A 19,960-nucleotide genomic window follows, 5' to 3' on the forward strand; every position below is an offset into this window, starting at 1 on the left:
TCAGTCGTCCTTCGGAAGTGAGCGGCTATCGCCAAAGTACTCCCCCGGGTCAGGGCGTGGGTGCTGAGTTCACCATGCCTTCGTTCCTTCGGCGGTTGTGACCCGGCGGGTGCGGATGCGGCACTCACGCGGCCATCAAAGCACGCAACGGGGCCGTACGCCCGCCGAGTGTCGATTCGGCCCTCCGGCCGGTCGAGGTGTAGCCTCAGCACTAGACCCCAACATACCCTTGGGGGTATCTGCCGGGTTGGCCCTGTCGCTGATCCGGCCAACCGAAAGGCACTTCCATGAAGATCGTCGTCGTTGGCGGGGTCGCCGCTGGCGCTTCAGTCGCCGCGCGTGCTCGCCGTCTGGATGAGTTCGCTGAAATTATCGTGCTCGAACGGGGCCATCACGTCTCCTTCGCCAATTGTGGCCTGCCGTACCATATCGGCGAAGTCATCACAGATCGCAGCCGCCTCCTCTTACAAACCCCGGAAAGCCTGCGTGAATCCCTCGACATCGATGTGCGGGTCGGGAACGAGGTCACCGCCATCGACAGGGCGGCGCAGACCGTTTCGATCCGTGAGGTCGACAGCGGACGCGAATACGTCGAACATTATGATGCCCTTGCCCTCTGCACCGGCGCCGAACCGCTGCGCCCTCCGCTGCCAGGCATCGACCTGCCGGGCGTGCACGTGCTGAGGCGGATCGGCGACATGGACGTGATCAAGGCGCAGCTCGACGCCGCGATCGCGCAGGCCGCCACCGGCGCACGCGGACCGGTCAGGGCCGTCGTGATCGGCGCCGGTTACATCGGGCTCGAAATGGCCGAGAACCTCAAGCACCGCGGCGCACTCGTCGACGTTGTCGAGATGAGCGACCAGATCCTCCCCCCGCTCGACCATGAGCTGTCGGTGCCGGTGGAGCACCACCTGCGGAGCAGGGGGATCACCCTGCACCTATCCACGGCGGCCGCCGCGTTCACCGAACGGAAGGACGGCGGGCTGAACGTCGAACTGACCGACCTGTCCGTGCTCGAGGCCGACCTGGTCATCCTCTCCGCCGGTGTGCGCCCGAACACCCTGCTCGCCAGGGACGCCGGGCTGGAGCTCGGCCCGCGCGGCGGAGTGACCGTCGACACGCACATGCGCACCTCCGACCCGCACATCTGGGCCGCGGGCGACTCCGTCGAGACCCCCCACACGGTGCTGCCCGGGCAGTGGCTCGCCCCGCTCGCCGGCCCGGCGAACCGGGAGGCCCGAGTGGCCGCCGAGAACATCTGCGGCCGCACGACCGAATACCGGTCCACCCAGGGCACCTCGATCGTGAAGGTGTTCGACATGGTCGCGGGCGGCACCGGCGCCACCGAGCGCCAGCTGCTCGCCGCCGAGGTTCCCTACCGGGCGGTGCACGTGCACCCCTCCGGGCACGCCGGGTACTACCCCGGCACGGCCATGATGCAGCTGAAGGTGCTCTTCTCCCCCGACACCGGCCGAATCCTCGGCGCCCAGGCGGCCGGCTTCGACGGGGTGGACAAGCGCCTCGACGTGCTCGCCACCGCCCTCCGCGCCGGCCTGACCGTCTACGACCTCGAAGAACTCGAGCTGGCCTACGCCCCGCCATTCGGCTCGGCCAAGGACCCGGTCAACATGGCCGGCTTTGTCGCCGGCAACGTGCTCCGTGGCGACCTCACCCTCTGGTACGCCCAGGACTACCCCGAGGCGACCCGCGGCAGCCGACTGATCGACGTGCGCACTCCGGAGGAATTCTCGATCTGGCATCTGCCGGGGGCCGAGAACGTGCCGCTCGGCGACATCCGTTCGGCCAGCGAGGCCTGGGACCGGACGGCTCCGTTCCGGCTGTACTGCGCGGTCGGCTTCCGCAGCTACCTGGCCTACCGTGCGCTCGTGCAGCGCGGCTTCACCGACATCGCCACCCTCTCCGGCGGGTCGGACACGTTCCGCTCCTGGCACGAGGTCAAGCCGGACAGTGACGAACCACCCCTGCCGATGACCGCCTACGCGGAATCCGTCGACATTCGTGCGGCTGCCGCGCGGTCGACGGCGCGCAGCCAGGGCACCGGGCTCCGGGTGGACCTGGACTGCTCGGGACTGGCCTGCCCCGGGCCGATCATGAAGCTCTCCGACAAGATGAAGTCACTCACCTCGGGCGACGAGCTCGTCGTGCACGTCTCGGACCCCGGCTTCGCCAGCGACGCACCGGTCTGGGCCAGGCGAAACGGCCACCAGCTCCTCGCGATCGAGCCGGAGGGATCCGGCTACGTGGCGACCATGCGCAAGGGCGGGGCGGCCTCCGCGGCGACCACCTCGGCCATCACGCCGGCGGAGCCCCGGCCCGGCAAGACCTCGTTCGTCGTCTTCTCCGGCGACCTCGACAAGGTCATCGCGGCCTTCATCATCGCCAACGGCGCGATCGCCATGGGCGAGGAGGTGTCGATGTTCTTCACCTTCTGGGGGCTCAACGCCCTGCGCCGTATCGATCCGCCCAAGCGCGAACGCAAGCTGATGGACAAGATGTTCGCGACCATGATGCCCTCCAGCGCCGGGAGCATGCCGTTGTCGCAGATGAACATGCTGGGCGCCGGCGCGGCCATGATCAAGAAGGTCATGAAGGAGAACGCGGTAGCCTCCCTGCCCGAGCTGATCGCGTCGGCCCAGGCCGGCGGCGCGCGGCTGATCGGCTGCACCATGACCATGGACCTGCTCGGCATCGCGCCGTCGGACCTGATGGACGGCGTCGAACTCGGCGGAGTCGCCACTTTCCTCGGCGAAGCGGCGGAGTCGACCACCACCCTGTTCATCTAGCCGCGGACGGTTCCGTCGACGATGGTGGTCGGGGCCCCAGGACCGCGCCAGCGCCGGGCGGGGCTGGGCGGGGAGCCCGGGTTATGGGGCCTCGTCGACGATGCCGATGAACCGGGTCCCGATCCCGTCCACCTCGGTGCGGCTCATGCCGTCGGCGGGATCGGGCAGCTCGTCCGAACCGTGGTAGTCGCAGGTCAGGTAGGTGAAGGCCGGCCACCACTTCTTCGGGCGTGCCGCCTCGGAGAAACCGCAGACGTCACAGCTGAGCTCCACCCAGACGGGTTTCTTGCCGGTTCGATTGGCACGCGACTGCACCAGCCAGGCCGGGGGGTTGCGCTCGATCTCGCTCAGCTCGGCCTCGGTCATCCGCGACGGGAGCTCGTGCCGCTGCGCCATTTCCAGCGGAATATCCAGCCGCAGGGCGGCCATACGTCTCGTAATCATCTCGATCAAGGATAGGCGCTGCCTGCGACCGCGTGTAGCCCGAGGGTGCCGTCCGGAGTGCCCCGGACGCAGCGGGCGGACACGGGTGGTGTCGGGCGGGTCACCGTTGACATCCCCGATGCCGCCCTGGATTTCCAACCGGGCGGCGACGACCGGGTGCACCTGAGAGCCACCGGCCGCTGCCTCGGGGCGCAGCCTCGCCTCACCGCGACGACGGAGCATCGTCGCGGAGACGAGGTAGGCAGCCCTGCGGCCGCCGTGGCGCTCTGACGACGCGTGGAACAATGGACACATGCCCGAACCTCTCTCCCCTCTTGGACTCCTGCTCGACGTGGACGGGCCGATCGCCAGCCCGGTGACCCGCACCATCGCCACCCCGAGCATCATCACCGACCTGATCACCCTGGCCGGCGCCAACGTTCCGATCGCGTTCGTCACCGGCCGGTCGGTCGCGTTCATCCGGGACCAGGTCGTCGTTCCCCTCCGCGCGGCGGGGCTGCCCGGGACGATGCGCATGTACGGCGTCTGCGAGAAGGGCGCCGTCTGGTTCCCGATCACCGCCGACGGCATCGGCGAGGTCGTCGTCGATGACTCCGTCGCCCTCCCCGCCGAGGCCGTCGAGACCCTGCGCCGGCTGGTGGCCGACCGGTTCGCCGACACGATGTTCTTCGACGAGACGAAACAGGCGATGGTCTCCGTCGAGCAGCGCACGGATGCCGACCACGCCGTCTACCAGGCCGCCGCCGCCGTGTTCAACGAGGCCGCGTTCTCGGTGCTGACCGGTCTCGGCCTCGGAGTGCGGTTCGGCGATCGCGTTGTGGCCGACGCGGACGGCGCCGTACCGTTCCGGATCGACCCGACGATCATCTCGACCGACATCGAGTCGGTCACCCTCGACAAGGACCGGGGCGCCGAGCGCGCGCTCGCCTTCTTCGCCCAGTCCGGGCCGCTCCCGAGCGTCTGGCGCTCGGTCGGGGACTCGCGCAGCGACTACCTGATGGCCGACCACCTGCACGCGGCGGGCTATGACGTGTCCCACGTCGACGTGCGGCCGGCCGACGGCATCCTCGACCGCCCCTACCCGATCATCGTCGAGGGCGACCTGATCCACGACGAGGCCGGAGCGCAGTTCCTCGGCTTCTGGGTGGACAAGCTCGGACTTCGCTAGTCCGCGATGAAGCGGATGCCGTCCTGCAGGCGGCTCCGCAGCTCGAACACCTTCTCGAAGCTGCCTCGCTCCATGCCGGGCAGGCCGTCGCGGAGCAGCCCGACCAGCCGTGACCGGGGGACGGTGATCACGGTGGGGCGCCGCCCGCGACCCGGAACCGTCAGGGGCTCCGCGACGGCGTCGTCGGGCAGCACGATCACGATCGCGGTGAACCGCACCCGGAGCGACCTGGCCAGGGCGCGGGCGGCAGCCGTGAAGTCGTCGACGGGGTGGTCTTCGTCGTGGAGGGCCTCGCCGACCAGCTCGCCGCGCCGCAACTGGACGGGTGCGCCCCAGTCTTCGGAGAGCACCCCGAACAGCCCGGCCGGCCCGAGCACGACATGGTCGATCTTGTCGACCTGGCCGCCCGCGGCAACGTCATGCCAGGCCGTGAAGCCGATGCCGAGTCCGCTGATCTGCTGGGCGGTGACCTCCTCGGCGAGGGCCTTCGCCAGGCAGTGACGGATCTCCCGCGGGGCCGACCGCACGAGCGCCGGCGCGTAGGGGTCGTCGATGGTGGTGCCACGGCCGGCCCACTCGCGCAGGAGGTCGAGGTAGCGCTGCCGGGCCAGCCCGCCCGGGTGGCCGTACATCCTCGCCTTGACCCCGGAGCGGGTGGCCTGGCCGGCGGTCTGCGCCGAGGCGTGGGCGGTGCGAACGGGCGGCTCACCGGAGTCCGGGTAGCGCCGGCGGTCGTAGGCGGCCCGGCTGTCCGGCGTGCCCACCCGTTCCCAGGCCACCTGCACCGCGTGGAACTGCACGGCGCTGCCGCCGACGTCGGGGTGCGTCTGGCGGAGCAGGCGGCGGTACGCGCGGCGAAGTTCGTCGGCGCTCGCCGACGGCGTGACGCCCAACACCTCATATGGTGAAGCCGCGGCCGGGCTTTCAGACATCCTCGCGGTCACTTTCAGGTTCAACGGTCGATTTTCCTGTGTTCACCCTACCGATGGTTGCTGGAATCTCGCCGCACGCGCCACGCTGCCGCCCAGGGGCACCCCCGCCGGTTTTTGTGGGACGATCAGCGGGTGAAGCCCATCGGAGTCCTGAAGGTCCACCGTTCGAGCACCCGCCTGGTCGTGATGGCGGTGCTGGGAATCGCGGCCGCGGTGCTGACCGGCCTCTCCGGCGACTGGGTGCTGGCGCCGATCGCCGGCTGGGGCGTGGCCTGCGTCACCTACGTCGCCTGGGTCTGGCTCACGATCGCCCCGATGGATGCCGCCACGACCGCCGGCCATGCGACGCGGGAAGACCCGTCGCGAGGGGTCGCCGACCTCCTCATCGTGCTGACCAGCCTGGCCAGCCTGGGCGCGGTCGCGTTCCTGCTGCTGGAGACCCGGACCACCGCCGGCCAGCAGGGCATCCAGGCCGGGGTGGCCGTGCTGAGCGTCGCGTTGTCCTGGGTCCTGCTGCACACGCTCTTCACGCTGCGGTACGCGTCGCTGTACTACTCCGGCGTCGACGGCGGGGTCTCCTTCAACCAGACGGCACCGCCGAGTTATGGGGACTTCGCCTATCTGGCCTTCACCCTGGGGATGACCTTCCAGGTGTCGGACACGAACATCGAGGACCATTCGGTGCGGATGACCGCGCTCCGCCACGGCCTGCTGTCCTACCTGTTCGGCTCGGTCATCCTGGCGACCCTGATCAACCTCGTCGCCGGGCTCCTGCGCTGACGCTCAGCCGGCGAACTCCCGAACGGGTCGTCCGGTGACCCCCACGTCGGCCACGAACAGGGACCCGGCCAGGGAGTCTTCCCCGGGGACCAGGTCCTCGCGCGACGTGGTGATGAACAGCCGGTCGAGCCGTGGACCACCGAACGTGCAGGCGGTGACCCGGTGCGCCGCGACCTCGACGACTCCGTCGAGGATGCCGTCCGGCGTGTAGCGCCGCACGGCCCCTCCCGCGTAGAGCGCCACCCAGACGCATCCCTCGCTGTCGACGGTCAGTCCGTCGGGGTAGCCGGCGTCGGCGGGGATCTCGGCGAAGGTGCGCAACCCGGTCAGGCCGGATTCAGCGTCGTAGTCGAAGACGGCGACCCGGCCGGTGGAAGTGTCGTTGTAGTAGGCCAGGGAACCGTCCGGGCTCCACTCCAGCCCGTTGGAGATCGTCAGGTCCTCCTGGACCACGGCGACCCGGCCGTCGGCCTCGAGCCGGTACAGCGACCCGGCCCCTGCCCGCTGGTCCCAGGCCATCGAGCCGCAGTAGAACCGGCCGTGCGGGTCGCAGCCGCCCTCGTTCATCCGCATGCCGGGGCCACTCCACAACGGGTCGTGCCGGGTCAGGTCACCGGCGGCGTCCTCGAGGGCGAACCCGCGTTCGAGGGCGATCACCGCGCCGCCCGACGCCCGGGGTCGCAGCGCAGCCACGAACGGGCCGACGTTGCGGCGGTTGACCGTGTCGCCGTCGAGCGACAGGATATCGCCGGCGAACATGTCCACCCAGCGCAGGCCGCCCCAGGCGTTCGACCAGACCGGACCCTCGGCGTGGAAGGCGACCGGGTCGGTGAATTGCTCGGCGAGCACGGCGGTCTAGTCGCGGAGCAGCTGGACCGGGATGTACACGGCGAGGGCGACGCAGAGAATTCCGGCGAAGAAGATCGGCAACTGGCCGGCGGTCACCGCGAAGGCGAGACCGAAAAGCCAGAATCCGAGGATGAAAATCGCCATGGCGACGATGAAGGCGACGACGTTCATGGGGGTGGTCCTCTCGAGCGGTGCCCGCACAGGTTCGCCGAGCCGATGAGTCGAGCGTACCGGCTGGACGACCCGGGGAGGGAACGTGCGGCGGTCAGCCCCCGGTTCGGGCGCCGACCGGTTCGATCAGCTCGGGGCCGTTCCCCGTCACCGGGGCAACCTGATGGAAGCGGAGCGCCGCGCTCGGCTCCCGGGACGCGTCGACGGCCGCGTCGACGAGGGCCTGGTCGCCGACAGTGTGCGGGTCGAGCCACTGGTCCCAGCATTCCTCGGGAAGCACCACGGGCATCCGGTCGTGGAGGCCGCGCAGGGGGCCGTCCGCGTCGGTGGTGAGGATGGTCGCCGTGAGCACCCAGCGCGCCGGATCGTCGGCGGCGAGGACAGGATTGCGCCACCACGAATAGAGGCCGGCGAACGCGAGCGGCAGGCCGTCATCCGAGTGGATGAAATAGGGCGTCTTCTCCGTGCCGACCGTGTGCCACTCGAAGTAGCCGGTCGCCGGGATGAGCGCACGGCCGGACGCGACCGAGGCACGGAAGGTGGCCTTCTCCGCCGCCGTCTCGGCGCGGGCGTTGAAGGTGGGGTAACCGAGGGCGAGTTCGGTGGAGAAGGACGGCACGAGGGACCAGCGGGCGGATTCGAGGCGGCGCACGACGGACCCGGACTTCGCCGATTCGACCACGATCAGAATCTGCTCGGTCGGTTTGATGTTCCAGGAGGGCTCGGGGAGGTTCTCGCCCTCATGCGGGGCGTCGAACATGGCGGCGAGGTCAGGCGCCGTATCCGTGATGATGAATCGCCCGCACATACCGACAGGCTACTACCGCCCCTGCCGGTCGCCGCGCGCCGGGGCACTGGCGGGCGCGCGCCGGCGGGAGCAGAATCGGAGCATCGGCGCCGGTGCGCCGCGGAGGAGAGCTCCCCATGGTCGTGTTCATCGTGGTTCTGGCGGTCGTGCTCGTGCTGGCGCTCATCGTCGCCGCGAATTCGATCCGGGTGATCAAACAGTACGAAAAGGGCGTAGTGCTCCGGTTCGGTCGCCTGATCGGCACGCGCCCGCCCGGCCTGACCTTCATCATCCCGTTCGTCGACGTGCTGCACCGGGTGGCCCTGCGGATCGTGACCCTGCCGATCCAGTCCCAGGGCATCATCACCCGGGACAACGTCAGTGTGGGCGTGTCCGCGGTCGCCTACTTCCGGATCGTCGACCCCGTGAAGTCGGTGATCGCGATCGAGAACGTGCACGCCGCGATCGACCAGATCGCCCAGACCACGCTGCGGAAGGTCGTCGGCCAGCACACCCTGGATGAAACCCTCGCCGAGACGGACATCCTCAACGTCAACATTCGCGAGATCCTCGACGTGCAGACCCTGGACTGGGGCGTGGAGGTCACCCTCGTCGAGCTCAAGGACATCCTGCTCCCCGACTCGATGAAGCGGGCGATGGCCAGGCAGGCCGAAGCCGAACGGGAGAAACGGGCGAAGATCATCAACGCCGAGGGCGAGTCCCTTGCCGCGGCCGCACTCGGCGACGCGTCGGACACGATGATGGCCCACCCGCTGGCCCTGCAACTGCGGAACCTGCAGAGCCTCGTCGAGATCGGGGTCGACAAGAACACCGTGGTCGTCTTCCCGGCGCCCCTGATGAGCACAATCGGTGAACTCGGTGCCTTCCTGGCCCGCGAGGCGGCCGCGGCGACCGGAAACGCCGCCGAGAAAGACCATTGACTTAATCGAAGATACGTTCGATTATATTGGTGTGTCCAGTGCAACCGCCACCTCCTCGTCACCGTCCGGTCGCGCGCCTGCGTCCGGGCTTCAGGACCAGATCGACGCGATGCAGGCCACGCGACTCGGCGGCCTGCTGCCGACCCTGCCGGCCCTGGCCGGACTCTTCCCCGGCGGAGGGCTGCGGCACGGGTGCGTCTACACGGTACCGAACTCCACCACGCTGGTGATGGCGCTCCTCGCCGCCCCGTCGCGGGACGGCGCATGGTGCGGGGTCGTCGGCCTGCCCGACTTCGGCATCGAAGCAGCCGCGGGCCTCGGAATCGCCCTGGACCGCCTCGTCCAGGTTCCGCGGCCCGGTGATCGCTGGCTGGCCGTGACGGCCGCACTCGTGGACGCCCTGCCGGTCGTGGCCGTGCGCCCGCCGTCCCCGGCGCGCTCCGCGGATGCCGCCCGCCTCGCCGCGCGGCTCCGCCAGCGCGGCGGTGTCCTCCTCGTCGCCGGGCCCTGGACCGCGGGCGAGGCGGAGCTGACCATCGAGGCGCGGCATTGGGAGGGGCTGGGGCTGGGCCCCGGCCACGGGTCCCTGTCCGGGATGAGCGTCACCGTCGTCGCCGCGGCCGGGCACGGCGGAGGAATGACGCGAAGGGCCTCGGTGGTCTTCGCGGGTGGTGGGCCGCACCCCCCGAACGACGCGGCCGGGCTGCCCCACCTGCCGGCAGGCCGGTCCGGGGCTGCGTGGGACGAGGCCGGGTTCCTGCGGGAAGGGACAGGCTGACCGTGGCCGGGCTTGAGCCTCCGCCGACCCTGTCCTCACCCTCGAGGACGATCGTGCTCTGGTGCCCGGACTGGCCTGTCGCCGCCGCCCGCGCGGAGACCGGTCTCCCCCGCGATGCGCCGCTGGCCTTGATCTCCCAGGGAACGGTATTCGCCTCGTCGGCGTCGGCGCGGGCTGACGGGGTGCGGCGCGGGCTGACGCTCCGCGAGGCGCAATACCGGTGCGGAAGTCTCGTCGCGTTGCCCCACGACCCGCTGCTCGACGAGCGGGCGTTCGAGCCCGTGCTGGCCCGACTCGAGGAGGTCGCCCCCGGCGTGGCGACGATCCGCCCAGGCACCGGCGCCGTGCGGGCCCGGGGTCCCGCCCGGTACTACGGCGGTGAGGAGCCGGCCGGGCAATCCATGCGTGACGCTGTCCTCGACCTCGGGGTCGCCGATGCCCGGGTCGGCATCGCCGACGGGCCGTTCGCCGCTGAGCAGGCCGCGCGGAGCGCGCAACGGGCGGAGGTCCGGGCGGTGCCGCCCGGACACTCATCCGGCTTCCTGGCCGGAATGCCGGTCGCCCTGGTCGTGGACGCGCGGCTGACCATGCTGCTGCGCCGCCTGGGCGTGCACACGCTGGGCGACCTCGCCGCCCTTCCCGCCGCGCAGGTCGCGCAGCGGTTCGGGCCCGCGGGCCTGGCGGCGCAGGCGCAGGCCCGCGGCGTCGATCCGGCCCCCTTGCAGGCCAGGGTGCCGCCCCCGCAGCGCGACCTGCTGCTCCGGTTCGAGCCTCCCCTCGACCGGATCGACCAGGTCGCCTTCGCGGCACGCGCGCCGGCCGACAGTTTCGTCGACGGCCTCGCCGGCGCCCACCTGGTCTGCACGACCCTCCTGGTCGAGGTCGGCCTGGACTCCGGCCGGACGCTCGGCCGCAGCTGGCGGCATCCGCGCTGGTTCGACGCCGCCGACGTCGTCGACCGGGTGCGCTGGCAGCTGCAGGGCAGCGGGGCCGGCGATCCCGGGCTCGACTCGGCGGTGTGCTGGCTCCGGATCCTCCCGGAGGAGGTCGACGCCGCCGGCAACCACGAGCCGGGGCTCTGGGGCTCCGGACCGGACGAACGCATCCATCACGCCCTGTCCCGGGTGCAGAGCCTACTGGGGCACGAGGGGGTGGTCACGGCCGTGGTCGGCGGCGGCAGGCTGCTCGCCGAGCGCCAGGTGTTCGTCCCCTGGGGCGATGCGCCGGCCGGCCCTCGCACCGGGCCGGCCGGGGCCGCCGCTGCCCCGTGGCCGGGGAGCCTGGCGGGGCCCCTGCCGGCAACCGTGTTCCGGGAACGACGACCGGTCGGCCTGCTCACCCAGGACGGGAGCCAGGTCGACGTGGACGAGCGCGGTCTCCTCCCGGCAGATCCCGTGCAGTTCTCCCCCTCCGGGCGGAACGACGACCTGCGATCGGTGGCCGCCTGGGCCGGTCCCTGGCCCGTGCATGAGGGCTGGTGGCGACCCGGAGGCGGTCGCCAGGTCGATCGCGTGCAGATCGTCGACGCCGACGGGGCCGCCTGGCTGCTCCACTTCGACGACCGGCGCTGGTGGGCGGAGGCCCGCTATGACTGAGCGACCCTGGCCCCTCACGCCGTTCAGGCCACGCGGCCTGAATCCGGAAGGAGAACCCTGATGGGATGGAGCAACCCGCCGATCTCCTGGTCGGAACTGGAGCGCCAGCTCTCCGACCGGCGCCGCCCGACCGGCACACCAAGTGGCGCCGACGGCGGCGACAGCCCGGCGTGGTCGCGGCGAAGAGCGCCCTACCGCCCCGACGGGGAACCGGCCGTCGCGGCACGGCCGACCGCAGACTCAACGCCGTATGCCGAGTTGCACGCGCACTCCAGCTTCAGCTTCCTCGACGGCGCAAGCTCCCCGGAACAGCTCCTCGAAGAGGCGAATCGGCTCGGATTGACCGGGCTCGCCCTGACGGATCACGACGGGCTCTACGGGGTGATCCGCCTGGCGGAGACGGCCGAGAGTTACCCCGAGGTCGGCACGGTCTTCGGCGCGGAACTGTCCCTCGGGCTGCCCGGTCCGCAGAACGGGATCCCCGACCCGGCGGGCACCCACCTCGTCGTGCTCGCCCGAGGCCAGACCGGCTACCACCAGCTGGCCGGAGCCATCACGGAGGCACAGCTCGCGGGCGACGAGAAGGGGCGGCCGGTCTACGACCTCGAACGACTCTCAGAACAGTCGGCCGGCCACTGGGCGGTCCTGACCGGATGCCGCAAGGGCGCCGTTCGGGCAGCGCTGGCGACCGGGGACCAGACCGCCGCGGCCGTGGAATTGACCCGGCTGGTGCGGCTCTTCGGCCGGGAGAACGTCTACGTCGAGTTGTTCGACCACGGCAACCAGCTCGACTCCAGCACGAACGACGCCCTCGCCGCGCTCGCCGAACGGGCCGATCTGCCCCTGCTGGCCACGAACAACGTGCACTACGCCGGCCCCGACCAGGCCCGGCTGGCCGCCACCGTCGCCGCCGTGCGCGCCAGACGGAGCCTGGACGACCTCGACGGCTGGCTGCCCGCAACCGCCGGCGCCCACCTGCGCAGCGGCGACGAAATGGCCGCCCGGTTCCGCCGCTATCCCGGTGCGGTCGCGAACACGGTCCCGCTGGCCAGGGAACTCGCCTTCTCCCTTCGCCGGGCACGGCCTCGCCTGCCGCGCCAGGATGTGCCCGAGGGACACACCCCCATGAGCTGGCTCCGCGCCCTGGTCTGGGCGGGTGCGGCGCGCTGTTACCCGGGCCTCAACGACAACGTGCGAGAGCGGATCGAGAAGGAACTCGCCGTGATCGAGGCCAAGGACTTTCCCGGCTACTTCCTGATCGTGCACGACATCGTCCAGTTCGCCCGCAGCCGCGGCATCCTCTGCCAGGGTCGCGGTTCGGCCGCGAACTCCGCCGTCTGTTTCGTGATCGGGATCACAGCCGTGGATTCGATCTTCTACCGGCTGCCCTTCGAACGCTTCCTGTCCAGTCTCCGCGACGAGGAACCCGACATCGACGTCGACTTCGACTCGGACCGCCGGGAGGAGGTGATCCAGTACGTCTACCGGCGCTACGGAAGGTTGAATGCGGCCCAGGTTGCCGATGTGATCACCTATCGGCCGAAATCCGCGGTCCGGGACGTCGCCCGCGCCCTGGGCTACAGCACCGGGCGCCAGGACGCGTGGGCGAAGCAGGTGGAGCGGTGGGGAGAGGCTGTGGCGGGCGTCGACCACGATATCCCCCCGCTCGTGTCCGACCTGGCCGAACAGCTGCTGGCCGCGCCGCGCCATCTCGGAATCCACTCCGGCGGGATGGTGCTCACCGACCGGCCCGTCGGCGAGGTCTGCCCGATCGAGCCCGCCCGGATGGACGCGCGCACCGTTCTGCAGTGGGACAAGGACGACTGCGCCTGGATGGGCCTGGTGAAGTTCGACCTGCTCGGGCTCGGGATGCTGGCCGCCCTGCAGTACACCTTCGACCTCGTGCGGGAGGAGCTGGGCGAGTCCTGGGGTCTGTCGTCCATCCCCCGCGAGGAGCAGGGTGTCTACGACATGCTCTGCCAGGCCGACTCGGTCGGGGTGTTCCAGGTCGAGAGCCGCGCCCAGATCGGCACCCTGCCGCGGTTGCAGCCTCGCCGGTTCTACGACCTCGTCGTTGAGATCGCCCTGATCCGGCCCGGTCCGATCCAGGGCGGGGCGGTGCATCCGTTCATCCGGCGCAAGCTCGGCCAGGAACCGGTGACCTACCTGCACCCCAGGCTCGAACCGGTGCTCGAGCGCACCCTGGGCGTGCCCCTGTTCCAGGAGCAGCTCATGCAGATGGCCATGGCCGTCGGTGGCTGCACCGGCGAGGACGCCGACCTGTTGCGCCGGGCGATGGGCTCCAAGCGCGGGGTGGAGAAGATCTCCAGCCTCAGGGCCCGCCTCTACGCGGGAATGGCGTCCAACGGCATCACCGGCGAGGTGGCCGACTCGATCTACGCCAAGATCGAGGCCTTCGCCAATTTCGGTTTCGCCGAAAGCCACTCGATCAGCTTCGCCCTGCTCGTCTACTCCAGCGCCTGGCTCGGGCTGCACTACCCCGCCGCGTTCCTCGCCGCGCTCCTGCGCGCCCAGCCGATGGGGTTCTATTCCCCCCAGTCGCTGGTGGCGGATGCCAGGCGGCACGGAGTCCAGGTGCTCCGACCCGACATCCTCAGGTCAGATCCCGACGCGTCGCTGGAACGCCGTGCCGGCGCCGGGGGCGAGAGCACGCCGGGAGCGGGCGGGCGCCCGGCCTGCCTGCACCCGGAGCAGCCCCCGGTCGGCCCCTTCGACCGGGCCGTTCCTCCCGACTTCCGCGAGCACCGGCGCGACGGGGCGTTCAATGTGCGGTTGGGGCTGGCCGCGGTCACCGGGATCGGCCAGGATCTCGCCCGCAGGCTGGTCGCCGAACGCGCCGAGAATGGGCCGTACCGGTCGATGACGGATCTCGCCCGCCGGGTCAGACTGAGCACCGACCAGCTCGAGGCGCTCGCCACCGCAGGCGCGTTTCAGGGACTGGGCCTGGACCGCCGCGCCGCCCTCTGGACCGCCGGCGACGCGGCCCGGGAACGATCCGGTTACCTCGCCGGCACGTCCGGGTCGGTCCAGCCGCCGCTGCTGCCGCTTCTCACTCCGCCCGAACAGGTGGTCTACGACCTGTGGGCCACCGGCATCTCCCCCGACGACCACCCGATCCGGCACGCCCGCGCGTCCCTCGACGCCCGAGGCGCCGTGCCGATCGACGCCCTGCCGCAGCGCGAAAGCGGCCGCCGCCTCGAAGTGGGCGGCGTCGTGACGCACCGGCAACGCCCGGCGACCGCGGGCGGGGTCACCTTCATCAACCTGGAGGACGAGACCGGGACCCTCAACGTGATCGCCGGCCTCGGCGTCTGGAATCGGTTCCGCCGGGTCGCCCGGGAATCACCGGCCCTCATCGTGCGCGGCATCCTCGAGCGCTCTCCGGAGGGTGTGACCAACCTGATCGCCGACCGGTTCGAGCCGCTCACCGTCTCCGCGCCCACGACCTCGCGTGACTTCCGCTAGCGTCGATCGAGGCGGAATCCGGCGCCAGGGCCAACGGTCCCGGGCCGGCAACGGGAATGGACGACCGAGACATGCACGATGGCAATCCCCAGGACCGGTACAGCGCGGACGTGCTGCGGCCAGGCTGGCGCGAGGTGGGTCGCACCGTCATCCCGTCCCAGGACGCCACCGCCGGTCTCGTCGTCGAAGAGGTCGCCACCGGCTTCTGCGGCGCCGTCGTCCGGATCGAGAAGAGCGTCGTCACGCTGGAGGACCGTCACGGCAAGTTGCGCCTGTTCCCCCTCGGCGGCGGCTTCCTGATCGACGGCCGGCCGGTGGTCCTCGCCGCCCCCGCCCGCGCGGCATCCCGGAAGCCCGCCCGCACCGCCTCCGGCTCCCTGGCGGTGTCGGATGCCCCGGCCCGGGTTGCCCGCGGCAGCCGGATCTTCGTCGAGGGACGCCATGACGCCGAACTGGTCGAGAAGGTGTGGGGCGCCGACCTCCGGATCGAGGGCGTCGTCGTCGAGTACATCGAAGGCGTGGACAACCTCGAGGAGCTGCTTGCCGAGTTCAAGCCGGGGCCGACCCGCAGGGTCGGGATGCTGGTCGACCACCTCGTCGCCGGTTCCAAGGAGAGCCGGATCGCCGATGCCGTGGCGCGCGGGCCGTACGGCCGTCATGTGCTCGTGGTCGGGCATCCGTACGTCGACGTCTGGCAGGCGGTCAAGCCCGAGCGACTGGGGCTCACCGTCTGGCCCGACATTCCCCGCAGCATCGAGTGGAAGCACGGGATCTGTGAGGCCCTGGGCTGGCCCCACGAGGACCAGGCGGACATCGCCCGGGCCTGGCAGCGGATCCTCGGCCGGGTGCGGACCTTCGCCGACCTCGAGCCGCAACTGCTCGGCCGGGTCGAACACCTCATCGATTTCGTGACCGTGGATTAGTGCAGGCCCCGCCCGCTGTGTGCCTGACTTTCAGGAAACGTAACGCTTTAGCCTCGAATTCTCACAGAAAACAGTTTGCACGGGGCGACGTGGGCTAGTGTTATCTCAGTAGTTGTAGTGCTTGCACGTCTTAATACGCGGTGACTTCGGTTCCCGCGGCGTATTCCTTTCGGAAGCGGACGACGAATACCGCGACGAACGGCCTCGAAAGTCGAGGTCCTTCTAACACTCCTGGAGGAGTTTCAAAAATGGCAACAGGTACCGTGAAATGGTTCAACGCTGAAAAGGGCTTCGGCTTCATCGCTCCCGACGACGGAAGCGCCGATGTCTTCGCGCACTACTCCGCGATCGCATCGAACGGCTACAAGTCGCTCGACGAGAACCAGAAGGTCGAGTTCGAGGTAACCCAGGGCCCCAAGGGTCCCCAGGCCGAGAACATCCGCGCCCTCTAAATAACAGCCACATAAGCTGCTTCAACGCTCCCCGCTTCGGCGGGGGGCGTTGTTTTTTTGCGCCACGCAGACGACCCCGGGTCAACCCGGGTCATCCCCCTCCTTCCTGACGGCACAATCGTAGCGTCAGGTGCTCGTCGACCGGCTGCGGCTACTTGACCAGGTCCTGCCAGCCGTCCCCGTCGACGTACTCGAAGATCAGGTTGGTCTCGGTGTGGGCCACGGCCGGATGCTCCGCGAGATGTTCCAGCACGAAGTCACGCAGGTCGGAGGCATCCGCCGCAGCCACGTGCAGCAGGTAGTCGTCGGCTCCGGCCGTGTGGAACAGGCCGATCACACCGGGCCAGTGCGGCGCCGCGTTGCGGAAGTCGTCGATCTGCACCCTCGCGTGCTTGACCAGCCGCACCGAGATCAACGCCTGCAGGGAGGCGCCGAGCGCGGCCAGGTCGATGTTCGCCCGGTAGCCGCGGATATGCCCGAGTTGTTGCAGGCGGCGCAGCCGAAGGGACACGGTCGACTCGGCGACGCCGATCTCCGCCGCCAGGGCGGCGCCGGAGGCCCTCGCGTTGACCGACAGGGCGCGGAGGAGCGCCCGGTCGACCCGGTCGATTTCGGATTTCTTCGGTTCCATGGACCCACTCTTTCCTTGACGAGCAGTTTATGCGACAATCCCCGTCCAGACGGAAGACCCTGCAGGAGGTCTTGTGTGCGGACACAGAATCTGTTTTGGTCTGAGGATGATGCCAACGATGCCGCACCTGGAAACCATTGCCGTGCACGCCGGGATGGACGGCCTGACCGAGGCGGGGATGCATGTTCCCGGGATCGATCTGTCGACGACGAACCCGCTCACCGGGGTCGAGTCCGGCGGCGATTCCTATGAGAACCTCGCCACGGGCGGCACCCTGGTGCCGGGCGAGTCCGCCGTCTATCAACGGCTGTGGCAGCCGGGCGTCGCCCGGTTCGAGACGGCGCTGTCCGCCCTCGAGCGGGCGGAGGGCACGGTCGCCTTCGCCACCGGGATGGCCGCCCTGGCTGCCGTGCTGATCGCCACCGTGGCCGCCGGCAAGCCGCACGTGGTGGCCCTGCGACCGATCTACGGCGGAACCGACCATGTACTGGCGACGGGACTGCTGGGCACGAGCGTGACCTGGGTCGACGCGGCCGGGGTGGGCGCGGCCATCCGGGCCGACACCGGGCTCGTCATCCTCGAGACGCCCGCGAACCCGACCCTGGAACTGACCGATATCCGGGCGGTGGCGGATGCCGCCGGCGACGTTCCCCTGCTGGTCGACAACACCTTTGCGACGCCGGTGCTGCAGCGGCCGCTCGAATCAGGGGCTACCCTGGTGCTGCACAGTGCGACGAAGTTCCTCGGCGGCCACGGTGACGCGATGGGCGGAACCGTGTCCGGTCCGGCCGACTGGGTGGTGCGCCTGCGCCAGGTGCGCGCCCTGACCGGGGGGATCCTGCATCCGTTCGGGGCGTACCTGCTGCACCGGGGGCTCCGCACCCTGCCGGTGCGGGTTCTCGCCCAGCAGGCCACCGCGGCCGAGATCGCCGGGCGGCTCGTCGGGCACCCGGCACTCGCCCGGGTGTACTACCCCGGCCTGCCCGGCCAGGACCCGCAAGGCCTGCTGAATCGGCAGAGCACCGGGGCAGGATCGATCATCGCCCTCGACCTCGCCGACGGGTTCGACGCGGCCGTGCGCTTCACCGAGGCCTGCCGGCTGATCACCCACGCGGTCTCGCTCGGCGGGGTCGATTCGCTCGTGCAGCACCCTGCCTCGCTGACGCACCGACCGGTCGAGGCCGGTGCCCGGCCCGCTGCCGCCGTCGTGCGGCTGTCGATCGGGCTTGAGCACGTCGACGACCTGATGGCGGACATCCTGGCCGCGCTGGACGTGGCCGGCGATGTCGCGTTCGACCGCGCGGTCCGGATTCCCCACGAAGCCGTCGTCTGAGTCCCCGTACACCTGAGTGAGGTCAGCTGCGACCGAGGCGGCGGCGCAGCAGGTCGATCCGTTTCTGCAACTGGGTGACGCTGGCCTGCGCGACCGCTGGACCGCCGCACTCGCGCCGGAGTTCGGCGTGCACCATGCCGTGCGGTTCACTGGCAAGTTTGGACCACATGCCGACCAGGCTGGCGAGCAGGGTGCGCTGTTCCTTCAGCGTGCGGTACAGCGGCGGCGGTTCCTCCGGCGTGATCTCACCGGTCACCGGGTCTTTACGCCGGTCCGTCGACCGCTTGGCCTGGCGGGTCTGCCGTTGGCGGAGCAGTTCGGAGACCTGTTCCGGCTCGAGCAGGCCCGGGATTCCGATGAAGTCGAATTCCTCGTCGGTCCCGGGCTCGGCCAGCTCACCGAACTCGTCGCCGTTGAACATGACCATGTCGAAGGTGGCCTGCGAGTCGATGGCTTGCCAGAGGAACTCCTCGCCGAGCTCGTCGGAGCCCTTCTCCTCCTTGTTCGCGGCGGCGACCATGGCGTCTTCGGGGTTGTACATCCCGTCGTCACCGTCGTCGCGGTTGCTGCGGTCGAGGGCGTGGTCCCGCTCGAGTTCGAGCGCGTTGGCGAGGCTGAGCAGGCCCGGCACATTCGGCAGGAAGATCGACGCGGTCTCACCGCGGCGCCTGGCCCGCACGAACCGGCCGATCGCCTGGGCGAAGAACAGCGGGGTGGACGCGCTCGTCGCGTAGACGCCCACGGCCAGCCGGGGCACGTCGACGCCCTCCGACACCATCCGCACGGCCACCATCCACCGCCGGGTGTTGTGCGAGAACTCGTCGATCCGGTCGCTGGATTCCTTCTCGTCGGAGAGCACGACCGTGACCGGCTCCCCCGAGATCTCCTCGAGGATGGTGGCGTAGGCGCGCGCCGTGGTCTGGTCGGTCGCGATGACGAGTCCGCCGGCGTCGGGGATGCCGTGGCGCACCTGGGTGAGCCGGGAGTCGGCCGCGCGCAGGACCGCCGGGATCCACTGCCCGGTGGGCTCGAGGGCGGTGCGCCAGGCCTGCGAGGTGATGTCCTTGGTGTTGCCCTCGCCGAGCTTCGCCTCCATCTCATCGCCGGCCCTCGTGCGCCACTTCATGTGTCCGGCGTAGACCATGAACATGACAGGGCGCACCACGCCGTCCTCGAGGGCGCGGCCGTAGCCGTAGTTGTAGTCGCTCTGGGACAGCCGGATACCGTGCTCGTCGGGCAGGTAGCTCACGAACGGGATCGGGGAGGTGTCGGAGCGGAACGGTGTGCCGGTCAGGGAGAGCCGGCGGGTGGCCGGCTCGAAAGCCTCCCGGATCGCGTCGCCCCAGCTCAGCGCGTCGCCGCCGTGGTGCACCTCGTCGAGGATGACCAGGGTGCGGCTGGACTGGGTCAGTTCACGGTGCAGGGCCGCTCGGCTGGCCACCTGGGCGTAGGTGACGGCGACGCCGTGGAAGTGGCTGCCGTAGCGCCCGTTCGCGTTCTTGAAGCTCGGGTCGAGCCGGATGCCCGCCCGGGCCGCGGCATCCGCCCACTGGCGCTTGAGGTGCTCGGTCGGGGCGACGACGGTGATCCGGTCGATCAGCCGCCTGGCCTTCAGCTCGGCCGCCAGCCGCAGGGCGAAGGTGGTTTTCCCGGCGCCCGGCGTGGCCGCGGCCAGGAAATCGCGCGGCTGGTGCACGAAATACGCTTCGAGAGCCTCGGCCTGCCAGGCTCGCAGCTTGTTCGCCGTGCCCCAGGCGGCGCGCTCAGGGAAGGACGGGGACAGGTGTTCGGCTGCACTCGTTCCCTGGATTGGTCCGAAGGCAGGCAAAGTAGTCACTCCCTAAAATCTAGCAAGGTGCGCCGACAGTTTGGTACGAGCGGGG

At 70.3% G+C, this 19,960-nt stretch carries 18 protein-coding genes; 11 read left to right on the plus strand and 7 right to left on the minus strand.

Annotation, left to right across the window (positions count from 1 at the left end; all coding sequences use genetic code 11):
• Positions 1-287 precede the first annotated feature (287 nt).
• Positions 288-2,807 (plus strand): FAD-dependent oxidoreductase, encoded by a 2,520-nt coding sequence (locus E3O32_RS02120; protein WP_134506521.1) that lies wholly within the window; start codon positions 288-290, stop codon positions 2,805-2,807.
• An 81-nt stretch (positions 2,808-2,888) separates the two neighbouring features.
• Here E3O32_RS02120 and E3O32_RS02125 read toward each other — a convergent pair whose 3' ends face one another.
• Entirely contained in the window at positions 2,889-3,251 is a 363-nt protein-coding gene (locus E3O32_RS02125; protein ID WP_134506523.1) for a hypothetical protein, read from the minus strand.
• Positions 3,252-3,308: 57 nt separating this feature from the next.
• On the opposite strand from E3O32_RS02125, the gene E3O32_RS02130 reads away from it, so the two are divergent.
• On the plus strand, positions 3,309-3,521 hold the full coding sequence (locus E3O32_RS02130) for a hypothetical protein (RefSeq protein ID WP_134506525.1): 213 nt from the start codon (positions 3,309-3,311) through the stop codon (positions 3,519-3,521).
• A 22-nt stretch (positions 3,522-3,543) separates the two neighbouring features.
• Positions 3,544-4,419, plus strand: a complete 876-nt coding sequence (locus E3O32_RS02135) for an HAD family hydrolase (protein ID WP_134506527.1) — start codon at positions 3,544-3,546, stop codon at positions 4,417-4,419.
• On the opposite strand, the gene E3O32_RS02140 is transcribed toward E3O32_RS02135, so the two are convergent.
• On the minus strand, positions 4,416-5,351 hold the full coding sequence (locus E3O32_RS02140) for a J domain-containing protein (RefSeq protein ID WP_134506529.1): 936 nt from the start codon (positions 5,349-5,351) through the stop codon (positions 4,416-4,418). The two genes, E3O32_RS02135 and E3O32_RS02140, sit on opposite strands and share 4 nt — an antisense overlap.
• Positions 5,352-5,483: 132 nt before the next feature.
• On the opposite strand from E3O32_RS02140, the gene E3O32_RS02145 reads away from it, so the two are divergent.
• On the plus strand, positions 5,484-6,131 hold the full coding sequence (locus tag E3O32_RS02145) for a DUF1345 domain-containing protein (RefSeq protein WP_241974477.1): 648 nt from the start codon (positions 5,484-5,486) through the stop codon (positions 6,129-6,131).
• Positions 6,132-6,134: 3 nt separating this feature from the next.
• Here E3O32_RS02145 and E3O32_RS02150 read toward each other — a convergent pair whose 3' ends face one another.
• The 3 genes from E3O32_RS02150 to E3O32_RS02155 form a co-directional block, all read right to left on the minus strand.
• Entirely contained in the window at positions 6,135-6,980 is an 846-nt protein-coding gene (locus tag E3O32_RS02150; RefSeq protein WP_134506531.1) for an SMP-30/gluconolactonase/LRE family protein, read from the minus strand.
• Between the two features lie 6 nt (positions 6,981-6,986).
• The gene (locus E3O32_RS17150; RefSeq protein ID WP_166788606.1) at positions 6,987-7,151 is read right to left on the minus strand and encodes a hypothetical protein; all 165 of its coding nucleotides are present in this window, start codon (positions 7,149-7,151) and stop codon (positions 6,987-6,989) included.
• Between the two features lie 94 nt (positions 7,152-7,245).
• On the minus strand, positions 7,246-7,959 hold the full coding sequence (locus tag E3O32_RS02155; protein ID WP_134506533.1) for an SOS response-associated peptidase: 714 nt from the start codon (positions 7,957-7,959) through the stop codon (positions 7,246-7,248).
• A 116-nt stretch (positions 7,960-8,075) separates the two neighbouring features.
• Here E3O32_RS02155 and E3O32_RS02160 point away from each other — a divergent pair, with 116 nt between their 5' ends.
• The 6 genes from E3O32_RS02160 to cspE all read left to right on the plus strand — a co-directional run bounded on the left by E3O32_RS02160 (position 8,076) and on the right by cspE (position 16,113).
• Positions 8,076-8,879 carry a slipin family protein gene (locus E3O32_RS02160; RefSeq protein WP_174774746.1) on the plus strand — a complete coding sequence of 268 codons (804 nt, stop codon included), beginning with the start codon at positions 8,076-8,078 and terminating at the stop codon, positions 8,877-8,879.
• Between the two features lie 31 nt (positions 8,880-8,910).
• Positions 8,911-9,657: a hypothetical protein gene (locus tag E3O32_RS02165; RefSeq protein ID WP_134506535.1), complete on the plus strand. Its 747-nt coding sequence runs from the start codon at positions 8,911-8,913 to the stop codon at positions 9,655-9,657.
• Between the two features lie 2 nt (positions 9,658-9,659).
• Positions 9,660-11,252, plus strand: a complete 1,593-nt coding sequence (locus E3O32_RS02170) for a DNA polymerase Y family protein (RefSeq protein ID WP_241974479.1) — start codon at positions 9,660-9,662, stop codon at positions 11,250-11,252.
• 60 nt (positions 11,253-11,312) lie between these two features.
• Positions 11,313-14,738 carry an error-prone DNA polymerase gene (locus tag E3O32_RS02175; RefSeq protein WP_134506536.1) on the plus strand — a complete coding sequence of 1,142 codons (3,426 nt, stop codon included), beginning with the start codon at positions 11,313-11,315 and terminating at the stop codon, positions 14,736-14,738.
• Positions 14,739-14,809: 71 nt separating this feature from the next.
• Positions 14,810-15,661, plus strand: coding sequence for a DUF3097 domain-containing protein (locus E3O32_RS02180; protein WP_134506538.1), 852 nt, complete (start codon positions 14,810-14,812; stop codon positions 15,659-15,661).
• Between the two features lie 248 nt (positions 15,662-15,909).
• Positions 15,910-16,113, plus strand: coding sequence for a transcription antiterminator/RNA stability regulator CspE (gene cspE, locus E3O32_RS02185; RefSeq protein ID WP_035840308.1), 204 nt, complete (start codon positions 15,910-15,912; stop codon positions 16,111-16,113).
• Positions 16,114-16,264: 151 nt separating this feature from the next.
• On the opposite strand, the gene E3O32_RS02190 is transcribed toward cspE, so the two are convergent.
• Positions 16,265-16,744, minus strand: coding sequence for an Lrp/AsnC family transcriptional regulator (locus E3O32_RS02190; protein ID WP_134506540.1), 480 nt, complete (start codon positions 16,742-16,744; stop codon positions 16,265-16,267).
• Between the two features lie 118 nt (positions 16,745-16,862).
• Between E3O32_RS02190 and E3O32_RS02195 the strand changes: the two genes are divergently transcribed.
• Entirely contained in the window at positions 16,863-18,077 is a 1,215-nt protein-coding gene (locus E3O32_RS02195) for a trans-sulfuration enzyme family protein (protein ID WP_241974481.1), read from the plus strand.
• Between the two features lie 22 nt (positions 18,078-18,099).
• Here the strand turns inward: E3O32_RS02195 and E3O32_RS02200 are convergent, their stop codons facing one another.
• Positions 18,100-19,914, minus strand: a complete 1,815-nt coding sequence (locus E3O32_RS02200) for a DEAD/DEAH box helicase (RefSeq protein ID WP_134506544.1) — start codon at positions 19,912-19,914, stop codon at positions 18,100-18,102.
• Positions 19,915-19,960 lie beyond the last annotated feature (46 nt).

Source organism: Cryobacterium mannosilyticum, from assembly GCF_004402705.1.
Classification (GTDB): Bacteria; Actinomycetota; Actinomycetes; order Actinomycetales; family Microbacteriaceae; genus Cryobacterium; species Cryobacterium mannosilyticum.